Annotated in this window: 12 protein-coding genes; 9 read left to right on the top strand and 3 right to left on the bottom strand. The window is 63.2% G+C overall.

What is annotated here, in order from left to right; genetic code table 11:
• The first annotated feature begins 85 nt into the window (after positions 1 to 85).
• The 4 genes from M1P90_RS19910 (at position 86) to M1P90_RS19895 (ending at position 8,074) form a co-directional block, all read left to right on the top strand.
• Positions 86 to 460 (top strand): GxxExxY protein, encoded by a 375-nt coding sequence (locus tag M1P90_RS19910; protein ID WP_483697042.1) that lies wholly within the window; start codon positions 86 to 88, stop codon positions 458 to 460.
• A gap of 69 nt (positions 461 to 529) precedes the next feature.
• The gene (locus tag M1P90_RS19905) at positions 530 to 952 is read left to right on the top strand and encodes a hypothetical protein (protein WP_483697041.1); all 423 of its coding nucleotides are present in this window, start codon (positions 530 to 532) and stop codon (positions 950 to 952) included.
• Between the two features lie 53 nt (positions 953 to 1,005).
• Positions 1,006 to 3,756, top strand: coding sequence for a leucine--tRNA ligase (gene leuS, locus M1P90_RS19900; protein WP_483697040.1), 2,751 nt, complete (start codon positions 1,006 to 1,008; stop codon positions 3,754 to 3,756).
• A gap of 268 nt (positions 3,757 to 4,024) precedes the next feature.
• Positions 4,025 to 8,074 (top strand): type ISP restriction/modification enzyme, encoded by a 4,050-nt coding sequence (locus M1P90_RS19895; protein ID WP_483697039.1) that lies wholly within the window; start codon positions 4,025 to 4,027, stop codon positions 8,072 to 8,074.
• A 119-nt stretch (positions 8,075 to 8,193) separates the two neighbouring features.
• Here M1P90_RS19895 and M1P90_RS19890 read toward each other — a convergent pair whose 3' ends face one another.
• Positions 8,194 to 8,691 carry a hypothetical protein gene (locus M1P90_RS19890; protein ID WP_483697038.1) on the bottom strand — a complete coding sequence of 166 codons (498 nt, stop codon included), beginning with the start codon at positions 8,689 to 8,691 and terminating at the stop codon, positions 8,194 to 8,196.
• Here M1P90_RS19890 and M1P90_RS19885 point away from each other — a divergent pair.
• From M1P90_RS19885 to M1P90_RS19865, 5 genes are all read left to right on the top strand, one after another.
• A complete protein-coding gene (locus M1P90_RS19885) occupies positions 8,681 to 9,349 on the top strand; it encodes a PQLLE family protein (protein WP_483697037.1) in 669 nt (222 codons plus the stop codon). The two genes, M1P90_RS19890 and M1P90_RS19885, sit on opposite strands and share 11 nt — an antisense overlap.
• A gap of 469 nt (positions 9,350 to 9,818) precedes the next feature.
• A complete protein-coding gene (locus M1P90_RS19880; RefSeq protein WP_483697036.1) occupies positions 9,819 to 10,349 on the top strand; it encodes a hypothetical protein in 531 nt (176 codons plus the stop codon).
• A 54-nt stretch (positions 10,350 to 10,403) separates the two neighbouring features.
• The gene (locus M1P90_RS19875) at positions 10,404 to 10,979 is read left to right on the top strand and encodes an RNA polymerase sigma factor (RefSeq protein ID WP_483697035.1); all 576 of its coding nucleotides are present in this window, start codon (positions 10,404 to 10,406) and stop codon (positions 10,977 to 10,979) included.
• Positions 10,976 to 11,611: a zf-HC2 domain-containing protein gene (locus M1P90_RS19870; protein WP_483697034.1), complete on the top strand. Its 636-nt coding sequence runs from the start codon at positions 10,976 to 10,978 to the stop codon at positions 11,609 to 11,611. Before M1P90_RS19875 ends, M1P90_RS19870 begins: the two co-directional genes overlap by 4 nt.
• Before the next feature lie 159 nt (positions 11,612 to 11,770).
• Entirely contained in the window at positions 11,771 to 12,538 is a 768-nt protein-coding gene (locus tag M1P90_RS19865) for an LLM class F420-dependent oxidoreductase (RefSeq protein ID WP_483697033.1), read from the top strand.
• A gap of 145 nt (positions 12,539 to 12,683) precedes the next feature.
• On the opposite strand, the gene M1P90_RS19860 is transcribed toward M1P90_RS19865, so the two are convergent.
• Positions 12,684 to 13,919, bottom strand: a complete 1,236-nt coding sequence (locus tag M1P90_RS19860; protein ID WP_483697032.1) for a M24 family metallopeptidase — start codon at positions 13,917 to 13,919, stop codon at positions 12,684 to 12,686.
• Entirely contained in the window at positions 13,916 to 14,608 is a 693-nt protein-coding gene (locus tag M1P90_RS19855; protein ID WP_483697031.1) for a DUF5679 domain-containing protein, read from the bottom strand. Before M1P90_RS19855 ends, M1P90_RS19860 begins: the two co-directional genes overlap by 4 nt.
• Positions 14,609 to 14,661: the final 53 nt, after the last annotated feature.

Raw genomic sequence — 14,661 nt, 5'->3', positions numbered from 1 at the left:
GCTTTACATATACCACGGAGACACGGAGGCACGGAGGATTGATGAGAGGAAGATACACATAACAAATGAAGCCAAGAGGTGTATCGTGCTACTCGAAAAAGAATTAACAGCCGAAATTATCAGTGGAGCAATTGAGGTACATCGTGCGCTTGGCCCTGGGCTGCTTGAATCTGCATATCAAGCCTGTTTAGCTCAGGAATTAACATTACGCCAGATGCCGTTTGAGCAGCAAAAAGCGCTTCCGCTTGAATATAAAGGTGTATTACTCGATTGTGGCTATCGTCTTGATTTTATTGTGGCTAACAAAATTATAGTTGAATTGAAAACAGTAGAGCAGATTATCGCAATACACGAAGCTCAGCTTTTGACATATTTGAAACTAACCAGATGTAAAGTGGGCTTGCTTATCAATTTCAATGTGCCAGTTCTTAAAAGCGGTATCAAACGACTTGTGCTTTGATATAAAACTTAATTACTCCGTGTCTCCGTGTCTCCGTGGTAAATCTAACCTCGATCTCTGGTGAAACATATGGTGACTACAACGAACAAGCAATCGCGCGGTGCGTCGGATGTGCTCGGCTTCTTCTACGGGCTGTGGGCCTTCTCGGCGCTGGGCCGCTCGTCGTGGGAATACCTGTTTAAGAAAAATGTCGCCACCTATGTGCCGGCGCACCTTTCGACCTTTGTGGGCGTGCTGTACATTTTCATCATCGTTGGGCTGCGCAAGCGCACGCCGCGCTGGTGGTGGGCTACGCTGGCGCTCCTGTCGGTGGAGCTGCTGGGCGTGCTGATCGTCGGCACAATCGACGTGATCTGGCAGCCGTTTCCCTATGCCACCGTCTGGTCGAACTACGGCATTGGCTATTTCTTCATGCCGCTGGTGCTGCCATTTGTGGGCCTGTGGTGGATGCTGCGCCGCGAAACGCGCGCGGCCTACGGGGTTACGCTCTAACGAACGAACTCAAAACTCAACACTCACTATTCAAAATTATCGAGGAGCCACGCATGACGACACCGACCAAAAAGCCGCGCGCCGAGCGCTTCGACCCGGCGATTGAGCCGCGCTGGCGCGAGTTCTGGCAGCGCGAAGGCATTTTCAACGCGGGCCGCCGCCCCGATGCGCCCAACCGCTATATTCTCGAAATGTTCCCCTACCCCAGCGGCGACCTGCATGTCGGCCACCTGAAGAACTACGTGATCGGCGACGCGCTGACCCGCTACTACGTCATTCGTGGCTACGATGTGCTGCACCCCTTTGGCTGGGATGCCTTCGGCCTGCCCGCCGAAAACGCGGCGATCAAGTTCAAGAAGCACCCGCGCGAGTGGACCTACAACAACATCGCGGAGTCGAAGCGCTCGCTCGACATCGCCGGCATCATGTACGACTGGAGCCGCGAAGTCACGACCTGCGCGCCCGACTACTACAAGTGGAACCAGTGGCTGTTCCAGCTGCTCTACAAGAAGGGCCTGGCCTACCGCGCCAAATCGCTGGTGAACTGGGACCCGGTGGATCAGACCGTGCTGGCGAACGAGCAGGTCGACGCCGAAGGGCGCTCGTGGCGCTCGGGCGCGAAGGTTGAGAAGCGCGAGCTGGAGCAGTGGTTCTTCAAAATCACCGCCTACGCCGAGCGCCTGCTGCAAGATCTCGACACGCTCGCCGACTGGCCCGAGCGCGTGAAGGTGATGCAGCGCAACTGGATCGGCAAAAGCGAGGGCGCGGAGGTTGTATTCGATGCCATCGTGCCAAGCAGGGGCGAAGCATTCGCCGATAACCAGGCAGCTGGCGCCAGCACGGCAGCGAATGCTTCGCCCTTACAGACGGAGCCGATCACCGTATTTACCACCCGCCCCGATACGCTGTGGGGCGCGACATTTATGGTGCTGGCGCCCGAGCACCCGCTGGTGGCGCAGCTCACCACGCCCGAGCGCAAGGCCGAGGTCGATGCCTACGTGGCGCAGGCACGCCTGAAGAGCGAGATCGACCGCACCAGCACCGTGAAAGAAAAGACTGGGGTGTTTCTTGGCGCATATGCGACCAACCCGGTCAACGGCGAACAAATTCCGATCTGGATCGCCGACTATGTGCTGACGGGCTACGGCACTGGCGCGATCATGGCGGTGCCCGCCCACGACCAGCGCGACTTCGAGTTCGCCAGGCAGTTTGGTCTGCCGATTGTGCTGGTTGTTCAGCCCGAGGGGCAGAACATCAGCGCCGACGAGCTGACCGAAGCATGGCCCGACGAAGGCGTAATGGTCAACTCTGGCCCGCTCGACGGTGTGCCGGCCGGCAAGGGCGCGGGGCAAAGCGTGAAAGCCGCAATTGCGTGGCTGGAAGAGCGCGGCAAGGGCAAAGGCACGATCAACTACCGCCTGCGCGACTGGCTGATCAGCCGCCAGCGCTATTGGGGCACGCCCATCCCGATGATTCACCGCGCCGACGGCAGCATTGTGCCGGTGCCGGAAGACCAGCTGCCGGTGGTGCTGCCCGAGATCGACGACTACCTGCCCAAAGGCCGCAGCCCGCTGGCCTCCGCCGAAGACTGGGTGAACGTTGCCGACCCCGAAACCGGCCAGCCCGCGCGCCGCGACACCGACACCATGGACACGTTTGTCGATTCGTCGTGGTACTACCTGCGCTTCTGCGACGCGCAAAACGCGAACGAGATCTTCAGCAAGGCGGCGGCAGACCGCTGGATGCCGGTCGACCAGTACATTGGCGGCATCGAGCACGCCATTCTGCACCTGCTGTACTCGCGCTTCATCACCAAAGTGCTGTACGACGAAGGGCTGGTGCCCGACGACGAGCCGTTCCGCGCGCTGTTCACGCAGGGCATGGTGCAGCGCCGCGTGCAAACGCCGCTGGAAAGCGTTTCTGCTGACATTGTGCGCTTCCCCGAAGAGCTGCGCCGCAAGATCGAGCTGCCCGCCGAGGCGCAGGAAGTTGAGCACGCGCGCGGCGCGCTGCGCGGCCACGGCTACTCGCTCGACCAGAGCGGCGACGAGTGGCTGGCGACCAGCGGCCCGGTCACAATGTCGAAAAGCGCCGGCAATGGCATCCCGGTTGGGCCGTTTGTGCGCCAGTACGGCTCGGATGTGGCGCGCATTGTGGTGCTGTTTGCCGCGCCGCCCGAAAATAGCATGGAATGGACCGACGAAGGCGTGAGCGGCGCGCAGCGCTTCCTGAACCGCATTGTTGGCATGTTCAGCACCGACCGCGAGGCGATTGCGGCTGCGCCACGCGGGGCATTTGCCGCCCCCGCCGATGCCGCCGATAAAGAGCTGTACCGCCGCGTCAACGAAACGATCAAGAAGGTCACGCAGGACACCGAGGCGTTCCACTTCAACACCGCCATCTCGGCGCTGATGAGCCTGCTGAACGACGCCATCAGCTACCGTGCGGCGGCGGGCGCGGCCACGCCGGTGTTCGCCTGGCTGGCCCACACCTACACGCGGCTGCTGGCGCCCTTCGCGCCGCACCTGGCCGAAGAGCTGCACAGCTGGTTTGGCGGCGAAGGCAGCGTCTACGACGCCGGCTGGCCCGAGTGGGACGAGGCCGCGCTGGTGCTGGACGAGATCGAGGTGGTGCTGCAGGTGAATGGCAAGGTGCGCGGCAAGATCAACGTGCCGGCCCAGGCCGACAAAGCCCAGCTCGAGCAGTGGGCGCTGACCAACGAGCGCGTGCTGGCCTTTATCGAGGGCAAGCCCGTGCGCAAGGTGATCGTCGTGCCGGGCAAGCTGGTGAACGTGGTGGTGTAGGATTTTTGCCCCTCATCCCCCGGCCCCCTCTCCCACAAGGGGAGAAGGGGAGCACCTCTCTCCCCTCTCCCGCGCCTGGGAGAGGGGCCGGGGTGAGGGCAACAGGGCAGGGGATGAGGGCAATCAATGCAAAACAACCCCAAACTCTTGACAACCCGTGTTTCGTTATGCTAGCATAGCGCATCCCGCCCCGTTGCTGGTGCTGTATCCCCCGCCGCGCCCGCCTTGGCCGTGTCAACCGTTCGCCCTGGAAGCTCAAGGATGCGCTATGCCCATCGATGCATACATCGCCGCTGTGCAGGCCGAAGCCGCGCGCGGAAATGCCACCGAACATACATTTCGCCCCGCCCTGAAAGCCCTGCTGGAATCCCTCGACACTGGAATCGCCGCGACCAACGAGCCGCGCCGGATCGCGTGTGGCGCGCCGGATTACCAGGTGGCGCGCGGCAATCTCCCCGTCGGCCATGTCGAGGCCAAGGATTTGCACGTCGATCTCGACAAGGAGGCGCGCAGCAGCCAGATGGCGCGTTACCTCAAGGCGCTGCCCAACCTGATTCTGACGAACTATCTCGATTTCCGCTGGTTCGTGAATGGCGAGTTGCGCGAGGAAGCGCGCATCGGGCGGTACACCCCCCTTTCGTCCCCCCGCCAGCGGGGGGAAAGTGGGGGGTATAAAATAGTGCGCGAGCCGCAGGGCGAGATGGATCTGAACCGCTTGCTCCAGGGCTTTCTTTCCCAGCAGCCACCCGTCGTCGGGACACCGCGCGACCTGGCCCTGCGCCTGGCCGAAATGGCCCGCCTGACGCGCACCCTGATCGCCGAAACCTTCAAGCGCGAAGACCAGCGCGGCGAATTGCACGAACAGTACGACGCCTTCCGCAAGGCGCTGATCCCCGGCCTGGATGCCGATGAGTTCGCGGATATGTACGCCCAGACGCTGGCGTATGGCTTGTTCGCGGCGCGCGTTAACACACCTCTCCCCCCGGCCCCCTCTCCGCAGGCGGAGAGGGGGAGTCGCGGCGGCGGCGGGGGTGAGGTTTCGTTTACCCGCTACAGCGCCGCGCAGCTTTTGCCGAAAACCAACCCGTTCCTGAGCAAGCTGTTCTACGAGATCGCCGGGCCAGACCTGGACGACCGAATCGCCTGGGCGGTGGACGACATTGCCGCGCTGCTCGCCCGCGCCGATATGTCCGAGATTCTGCGCAATTTCGGCAAGCGCACCCGCCAGGAAGACCCGGTGGTGCATTTCTACGAAACGTTTCTGGCGGCCTACGACCCCAAGATGCGCGAAAGCCGCGGCGTGTACTACACGCCCGAGCCGGTGGTGTCGTTTATTGTGCGCTCGGTCGATCACCTACTGCGCACGCGCTTTGGCAAGGCGCTCGGGCTGGCCGACCAGGACACGCTGATCCTCGACCCGGCGACCGGCACGGCGACGTTTTTGTATTTTGTCGTCGAGCAGATTTACGAAACCCTGCGCCAGAACGGGCTGGCAAGTGGCTGGAACAGCTATGTGGGCGATGGCCCGCGCAGCCTGTTGCGCCGCCTGTTCGGCTTTGAACTGCTGATGGCACCCTACGCGGTGGCGCACCTGAAGCTGGGCCTGCAATTGCAGGAAAAAGGCTACGACTTCGGGCGCAACGAGCGCCTGGGCGTGTACCTGACCAATGCGCTGGACGAAGGCGTGCCCGCGCAAACGACCATGCCCTTTGCGCGCTATATTGCCGACGAAAGCGCCGCCGCCGCTGAGGTCAAATCCAGCAAGCCGATCATGGTGGTGCTGGGCAACCCGCCGTATTCCGGCCATTCGGAAAACAACAGCCCGTTTATTCGCGGCTTGATCGACGATTACAAGCGGAATGTTCCTGAGCTTTCCAAGCCTGCACAAGCCAAGTGGCTGCAAAATGACTACGTAAAGTTCATTCGCTTTGGGCAATGGCGGATCGGGCAGACCGGCGAGGGTATACTGGCATACATTAGTGATAATAGCTACCTCGACAACCCGACGTTTCGCGGCATGCGGCAAAGCCTCATGCGCAGCTTCGACGACATCTACATCCTGAACCTGCACGGCAACGCCAACAAAAAGGAGCGCGCCCCGAACGGCGGGCCGGACGAGAATGTGTTCGACATCCGCCAGGGTGTGGCGATTGCCCTGTTTGTGAAAAGAACCTCTCCCCCCAACCCCCTCTCCGCACGCGGAGAGGGGGAGGCGCGCAGCGCCGGGGGTGAGGTCGCCACCATCCATTACGCCGATCTTTGGGGCGTGCGCGAAAGCAAGTACGCTGAGCTAACCGAGCACCACATCGACTCCATCCAGTGGGACACACTTTCGCCCTCCAGCACGTTCTATTTATTTGTGCCACAGGATGTTGACCTAAAAACAGAATATGAAAAAGGGCAGAAGCTATCAGAATATATGGGCGTCAATGGCGACCCGGCACCTGGCATTGTGACCACACAAGACGAATTTGCTATTTCTTGGGATCGAAACGAAGCGGTTCACAAAGTCGAACGATTACTCGCGACGAACACAGAAGAAGAAGCACGCGCAATTTGGCGTCTTTGTAGCCAAGAGCAATGGAACTATCAGCGTGCAAAAGAGCAGTTGCCAAGGACAGATTGGCGGAGCAAAACACTTCCAATTCTCTATCGGCCCTTTGATGTTCGTTGGACAGTCTTTGACTCAAATGTTGCGGTACATCGCCGCGAGCGTGTGATGCAACATATTGCATTGCTTTCAAATATTGCATTGATAACCACTCGTCAGACGAGAGATGATTGGGGCGGACTTGTTACTGAGTCTGTCAGTGGTCATAAATCATACGCTGCATACGATATTAATTTTGTCTTCCCCCTCTACCTCTACCCGTCCACGGAGAAGAAGCAAAGCCAGGCATCGCTGTTCGACGACGCGGGCGACGAAGGCGCGGGGCCGGGCGGGCGGCGGGCGAACCTGAGCGCGGAGTTCATCGCCGATCTCACCGGCAGGCTCGGCGCGGCGTGGGTGCCGGATGGGCGGGGGAGCGTGGGTAAACCTCACCCCCCAACCCCCTCTCCGCAAGCGGAGAGGGGGAGTCGCGGCGGCGGCGGGGGAGAGGTAAGCGGGAGTCGCGGCAGCGGCGGGGGAGAGGTAAGCGGGAGTCGCGGTGGCGGCGGGGGAGAGGTAAGCGGGAGTCGCGGCGGCGGCGGGGGAGAGGTAAGGGGGAGTCGCGGCAGCGGCGGGGGAGAGGTAAGCGGGAGTCGCGGTGGCGGTGACGGCGACGGGGGAGATGTGAAACCAGAGTATTCCTGGCAAACGTCGCCAGAATTATGGGCCAAGCTCAAACCCGTTGCCCGACAAATGCGTCACGAGCCAACCCCTGCCGAGAATGCCCTGTGGCAAGCTCTACGAAACAATCAACTCAATGGACTGAAATTCCGTCGTCAACATTCCATCGATCGCTTCGTTGTCGATTTCTACTGCCCGGAAGCTCGTTTGATTGTCGAAGTCGATGGGCCGATTCACGATTATACTCCTGAAGAAGATGCGGTTCGTCAGGCGTTCCTTGAAAGTGCGGGCTATCGTGTTGTGCGCTTTTCGAACGACACGGTGCTTCACAATCTGCCAGGCGTGCTTGAAATCATCCAGGCATCGCTCGCCACTTCCCCCTCTCCGAACTCGGACAGAGGACCATCGCTCGCCACTTCCCCCTCTCCGAACTCGGACAGAGGACCATCGTTCGCAACTTCCCCCTCTCCGAACTCGGAGAGGGGGCCAGGGGGTGAGGTGCTCACCGTCGGGCCGGAAGATGTGTTTCACTATGCCTACGCGGTGTTCCACAGCCCGACCTACCGCAGCCGCTATGCCGAACTGCTCAAGATCGATTTCCCGCGCCTGCCGCTCACCGGCGACCGTGCGCTGTTCGCTGATCTGGCCGCGCTCGGGGCCGAACTGGTCGATTTACACCTGCTGCGTTTGCCCGGCGCAGTGCCGCGCGGCGCGGTCGGCGGCAATGGCGGGCATCCCGCGCTCCTCAAGTCGCGCACGCGCTTCCAGGGCGGCGGGGCCAACATGGTCGAAAAGATTGGCTACGACGCCGCCGACGGGCGCGTGTATATCAGCAAGACCAGCTACTTCGAAGGCATAGACCCGGCCACCTGGGAATTTCGCGTCGGCGGCTACCAGGTGCTCGACAAATGGCTCAAGGATCGCAAAGGCCGCCCGCTGTCGTTCGACGACCTGCTGCACTACCAGCGCGTCTACATCGCGCTCGCCGAAACGCGGCGGGTCATGGCCGCCATCGATGCGCGCATCGGCGCGTGGCCGATTGAGTAGAATGGATGCCGTGGGGCTGAAGCCCTTGGCTCCATGGAGCGAAGGCCGCCTTCGCGGCCTGCTGCAGCCTGCCGGGTGCAGCCTGCGCAGGCAGGCTTCGCGATACGTAGCCCGCTGCTTTAGCGGCCGGGGCTCATCGGGTTCTTGTAAGGAGCAATTTTTCTCCCCTCTCCCGGGCCTGGGAGAAGGGCCGGGGGTGAGGCAATCTCAGGGCCGGGGGTGAGGGAACCCACGCAAGCGCGCTGCCCCGCAGCCGCGCGCAATGGGAAGGAGCACGGGCCGCCAGGTGGCAGCCACTTCGCCACGCCGCTCATACATAGCCGCATAAACAGCATTGCCTGCGCGCAAAAATGATCGATCACCTGCCGGAAATGGCTGATCACCTGCCGGAAATGGCTGATCATCTGCCGGGAACGGCTGATCACCTGCCGGGAATGGCTGATCACCTGCCGGGAATGGCTGATCACCTGCCGGGAATGGCTGATCATCTGCCGGAAATGGCTGATCACCTGCCGGAAACGACTGATCACCTGCCGGAAATGGCTGATCACCTGCCGGAAATGGCTGATCATCATGGGTGCGCGGGCCACCACACAGGAGCTTTGTATGACAATCAACTCCGTTCCTCCCCCAAGCAGCGTCGCCAGCCAGCTCGAACGCGCCAACACCGCGATCAGCAACGCCCTGGAAGACCCCGCCATCGCCACGCTGCTCGCTGGCGTCGGCTACGATCAGGCCACGCTCGAAGCCGGCCAGGCGTTGTACGAGCAGGCACACGACCTCAACCGCACGCAGGAGCGTGAGTATGGCGAGCAAAACGCCGCCACCGCCGCGCTCGACGCCGCGCGCCAGCAGGCCGATGCAACCTACATGGGCTTTCTGAAAATCGCGCGCGTCGCGCTCAAAGGCGATCACCAGGCCATCACCGCGCTGGGCCTTGTGGGTACGCGCAAAATCAGCCTGACGGGCTGGCTCGATCAGGCGTGCCAGTTCTACACCAACGCGCTCGAAACCCCCGCCGTGCTCACCACGCTGGCGCGCTACAACATCACCCAGGCGCGGCTCGAAGCGGGCAAAGCCGAGGTGGATGCCGTGCTGGCCGCGCGCCACACCCAAGAGCGCGAGCGCGGCGACGCCCAAACCTCCACCAAAGTGCGCGACGCGGCGCTGGATGCGCTGAACGAGTGGGTGGGCGATTTCATTGAGATCGCGCGCGTGGCGCTGGCCGGGCAGCCGCAGTTGCTCGAAAAGCTGGGCATTCGCGTCGCGTCGTAGGTTTATTTTCCTCGCCGGGGCGATGTGTTTTGCATCCTGAGTAGCGGCGAGGCCGCGTATCGAAGGGTGCGGGCGCATTGCCCCTGTACCCCGCTCTGGGTATTGAGCCGGGGCCTGCGCGGCCCCGTTCCCCGCGGTTAGGGGGCTTTTTCGCAGGGCGCTTCGCCCCTGTACCCCGCTCGGGTGGTTGAGCCGGGGCCTGCGCGGCCCCGTTCCCCGCGGTTAGGGGCGGCCGCCCGCCCCTAACAACCCCGCCGTCGGGGCGCTGCCCCGAACCCCAAAAAGAGCGTGGCCGGCTTACGAAATGCTCTGCGGTCATGCCTCCGTTGTGCCATTGGGCTGGCAACAGTCGAATGATGATGTACCAACTTTCCAACCAATTTCCTTCACCCATCGTTTGATGCCAGCGGCCGGCACAACGGAGGCATAACAATACAGCTTCGCCCGTGATACTCACATAAAATTCGGGGTGAGGGCAACCACCACGCTTGCCCGCGCCGCACTTCCGCGCTACCATGGCGGCATGACCGAACGCCACCTTCAGCGCAAGCTCACCTTCCACGCCCACGGGCGCACGCTTGTGCTCGTCAAACGCCCCAACGAAAAGATCGAACACCGCCTGATGATGGCGCTGATGTGGTCGCTCTACCTGCCGCGCTACCCCGAGTTGCGCATCGACGTGCCGATTGGCGCGCGCTACCGCCCCGATCTGGTGCAGCTTGCGCCCGACGGCGGGCCGCAGTTCTGGGGCGAGGCCGGCGAAGTTGGGGCGGAAAAACTGCGCGCCCTGTGCAGCCGCTACCGCGCCACCCACCTCGTCTTCGCCAAATGGGCGATCAACCCGCAGCCCTTCGCGGGTATGCTGGCCGCTGCCCTGCGTGGCGTGCGCCGCAGCGCCCCCGTTGAGCTGCTGGTCTTCCCCGCCAGCGCCGCCGAGCATATCGACGCCAACGGACAGATCGCCATCAGCTTCGCCGATATCGAGCGCGTGGCTGTGTAACATTCCCCGCCGCCTCGCGTCTAACCCAACAAGAAGCACACACGGAGCACGGGTATGAACGACTATGCCGACATCCAGGGCGGCGCTAGCGAGCAGGCGATGCGGGCCGATCTGCGCACTCTCGACGCGCTGTACCGGCGCTATCGCGGGCCGATTCAGCAATTTCTTTTCCAGATGTGCGGCTCGGCCGACATTGCCGAAGAGCTCACGCAGGTGACGTTTGTGAAGGCCTGCGCCGGCCTGCTGAGCTTTCGCGGCGAATGCTCGATCTCAAGCTGGCTGTTCCGCATCGCGCGTAACGCCTACCTCGATAGCCTGCGCCGACCCGATCCGCGCCGCATCGAGACCGACGAATTGCTGGCCATCCCCGATGCCACGCCGCTGGGCGACCCGGTGCGCGCCTACGCAGCGGCCGAGCAGCGCAGCCAGATCGCGCTGGCGCTGGCGCAGCTGCCCGAGCGGCACCGCACGATTTTGCTGCTGCGCGACGCCGAAGGGCTGGCTTACGCCGAAATTGCCGACGTGCTGGAAATCAGCATGGCCGCCGTGAAAGTAAACCTGTTTCGCGCCCGCGCCGCCTTTCGCGCCGCCTACACCGCTTTCGAGCGCCCCGAAGGAGAACACGAATGACACCTGCCTATGAGTCATATGAATCGGTGACCACCGAAATTCCGCAGCCCGAGTTTGGCAGCTGCGCGCTGATCCAGGATCTGCTGCCGCTCTACCTCGAAGGCGAGGTTAGCCCCGGCAGCCGCGACACGATTGTCGAGCATCTGGCGCGCTGCGAGCGCTGCGCAAGCTTTCTGGCCGGCGCGCAAAGCGTGCGCTCGCAGCTGCGCCGCGATAATAATGCCCGCGCCGGCATCGCCGCGCACGACCCGCCCACGCGCCAGGCGCTGCATGCCCGCCAGGGCTTGGCCTCGCTGCTGGCGCTGCTGATCCTCTGCACGCTCGGCGGCTCGGCCACCTTGCTGCTGGGCATTGGCCTCGACAGCATCCCGGCGATGTTCCCGGCCGGCGCGCTCATGGGGCTGCTGGCGATCTTTGGCCTGGTAGCGCTGGCCCGACGGCAGGGCGCGATGTCGCTGCCGCGCTGGATTGTGCTGTTCGCCAGCGTCGCGCTGGGCGTGATGGGGGTGGGCTTTATCGCCTTTTCGCACCAGTTCGGCATTGCGCTGATGGGCATGCTGCTGCTGGCGCTGGCGATCTCGGGCGTGTGGACCAGCGTGCTCCAGAGCGATGCGCGCGCGACTGAGGGCTAGAACCGTTTCACAACCGCGAAGACATGAAGGCACGAAGATTCAAAAGTCGAATCTTCGTGCCTTCATGTCTTCGCGGTGATCGTCTCTTTCTTATTCGACGGAACGCGGCATCGGGTGTATCATGATTACGCGATTACACTCTTTAACTGAGGTGCCTCGATGCCACAATTCCGCGTTGGAGTCCAGCTTCATCCGCAGCAGACCACCTACGCCGCCTTCGCCGACGCCGTCAAGCGCGCCGAAGACCTGGGCGTTGATACGATCTGGAACTGGGACCATTTCTACCCGCTGTATGGCGAAAAAGACGGCCCGCACTTCGAGGGCTGGACGCTGCTGACTGCCATGGCGACGCTCACCAGCCGCGCCGAGGTGGGTTGCCTCGTGACGTGCAACAGCTACCGCAACGCCAACCTGCTGGCCGACATGGCCCGCACGGTCGATCATATCAGCAGCGGCCGGCTCATTCTGGGCATTGGCTCGGGCTGGTTCGAGCGCGACTACGACGAGTATGGCTATGAGTTCGGCACTGGCCCGAGCCGCCTGAAAGACCTTGGCGCGAGCCTGCCAGTGATCGTCGAGCGCTGGGGCAAGCTCAACCCGCCGCCCACCCGCAAAATCCCAATCATGATTGGCGGCGGCGGCGAGAAAGTTACGCTCAAGCTCACCGCGCGCTACGCCGACCAGTGGAATAGCTTTGGCCCGCCCGAAAAGTGGGGCCACAAAAACCAGGTGCTGACCGACTGGTGCAACCAGCTTGGGCGCAACCCGGCCGAGATCGAGCGCACCGTCTGCCCGAATGTGAGCGAACTGGACGACCTGGATGCCTACGTCAAGGCCGGGGCCACACACTTCATCCTGGGCATGGGCGCGCCGTGGGATATGGCCCCGCTGAAGAAGCTGGTGGCCTGGCGCGACGCGCAGGGCTAACAAGGCGCTTTTACCACGAAGACACGAAAATTACGCACTACGCACTATGATGACACGTGCGTAGTGCGTAATTGTGTATAGGCACGCGCTTGCTCAGTTGTAATACGAATCTTCGTGCCTTCGCGTCTTCGTGGTTCGGCCCGTTTCACGCGCCCCGAATGGGAATAACAAGCTGCTTGGGGAAGGGCGTCAGGCTCTCGAACTCGCCGTCGGGCGTGCAGTAGAGCGTGTCTTCGATGCGCGCGCCATAGCCCTTGCTGGGGTAGTAGAGCCCCGGCTCCACCGTGAACACCGCGCCCGGCACAATCACGTCGCCGCGATCCGCGCCCGAGGGGAAGCCAAAATCCTCGTGCACTTCCAGCCCCAGGCCGTGGCCCAGGCCGTGCGTGTAGCCTTCCTCAATCGGCGATGTGCGGCCAATCGTGTCGTGGCCGCGCGCCTCGAAGTAGCTGCACACCATGTCCTGGTAGGGCTTGGTTGGCGCGCCCGCCTCGAGCTCGCCCACCACATGCTCAAACGCGCCCAACACCTCGTCGTAGGTGCGCTGCAGCTCGGGCGGCGCATAGCCAATCGCAAAGGTGCGCGTCATGTCGTGGTAGTAGCCCGCCAGGTCGCGCGGGAAAATATCGAACACAATCGCCTGCCCGAGCATCAGGGTCGCCGCGTCGTCGCCCTCGGCGTGGGGCATGCCCGCGTCGTGGCCCTGCGCGAAGATCGTGCCGTAGGGCGCGGAAAGGCTGCGCGCTGCCAGCTCGCGCCCAACCAGTGCGCGCACCCGCCCGATGGTAATCGGCTGGCCAGCGTCGTCGAGCACGCGCTCGCCCTCGGCATGCCCGCCCGCAATGAAATCAACCACCGCCTGCACCACTTCGCACGTTTTGCGCCCCAGGTCGCGCATGCGCTCGACCTCGGCGGCATCTTTGGTCAGGCGTGCCGCTGAGAAGAGGTCGTTTTCGAATTCGGCAACAATCTCGAAATTCGGCAATTGCTGCCCCAGCGCGACCATGGTGGCGAAGAACGGGCCGGCCTTCACCGTGCCGTACATGCCCACCCGCCCGCTGATGCCCAGGTCGGTGAACATCTGGCGGCGATGTTCCACCAGCGCGGCAAAATTATCGGCGGTGCGGGCGCGGATTGCGCGCATGTCCCAGCGGTCGTAGGGCACCATCACAAGGCCGGTTTCGGCGGCCTGCTGGCGCTCCATGGTGCGGTAAACGATCATGGCCGGCTCGCCGCGCCGCTTGATCACGGTGCCGGTCAGGCCAATGCCACCCGTCATGTACTTGAAGTCGGGGTTGGCGTTGTCGAAGCCATCCGGCCCTTCCACGACGATCGCGTCGAGGTTGCGCTCCGCCATCAGGCGGTCGAGGTCCTGTTTCACGCGCTGGCTCCTTGCTCCTCGTCGTTGGCTGCCAGAAAGGTAAACATGGTCGCGCCGCACACCGGGCAGGTGCCACGCGCCGCGCGCCGGCCACTTTCGCTGAACTCTTCGTGCGGGTGCTGCATGGGGCGTTTGGCGCGGCAGCGCACGCAGTAGCCCAGCACCTCTTCCTCGATGGGCGCGCCCGATTCGGCAGCCGCGCCATGTGTGTCGGGCGCGCTGGCGGGGGCTTCGCTTGCCGGGGCAGCGGCAACCGTGGCCGGCGCTTCGGCAGCAGCATCGCCAGCTTCTTCCAGCGCAACCGCCACAGCGTCAGCAAGGTCGTCGGCGTGTGCTTCAGCTGGCGCGGCAGGCTTTTCTTCGGGCGCGAACAGCGCGTCAAGCGCGGCATCGCTCGGCGGCGCAGGTGGCGCGCCGATCTGGTCGTCGTCGGCGGGCGTGAAGGCCACGCTGGGTGCAGGCGCGGGCGCAGGTGGCGCAGGTGGCGCCGCTGGCACGGGTGGCGGCACCGTCACCGCCGCAACCTGATCATCGTCGGCGGGGATGCTTGGGGCGGGCGGCACATATGGGCGCGGCGGCGCAAACTGCGGCGAGCGGTCGAGCATCTCGTCGCGGCGCTGCTGCATCCACTGCCACGCGAGCCACGCGCCAAGCGCGGCAAGCAGCAGCCAGAAGCTTCGTTTTACCATAGCTTATGCTCCAACAGCGGGGCGAATACAGCGTGGTGCGCCGCCATCATACC

This window comes from Kouleothrix sp. 19917 (genome assembly GCF_057073505.1).
Note: the sequence above shows the minus strand (reverse complement) of the source record. Positions and strands in the feature narration are given on the sequence as shown.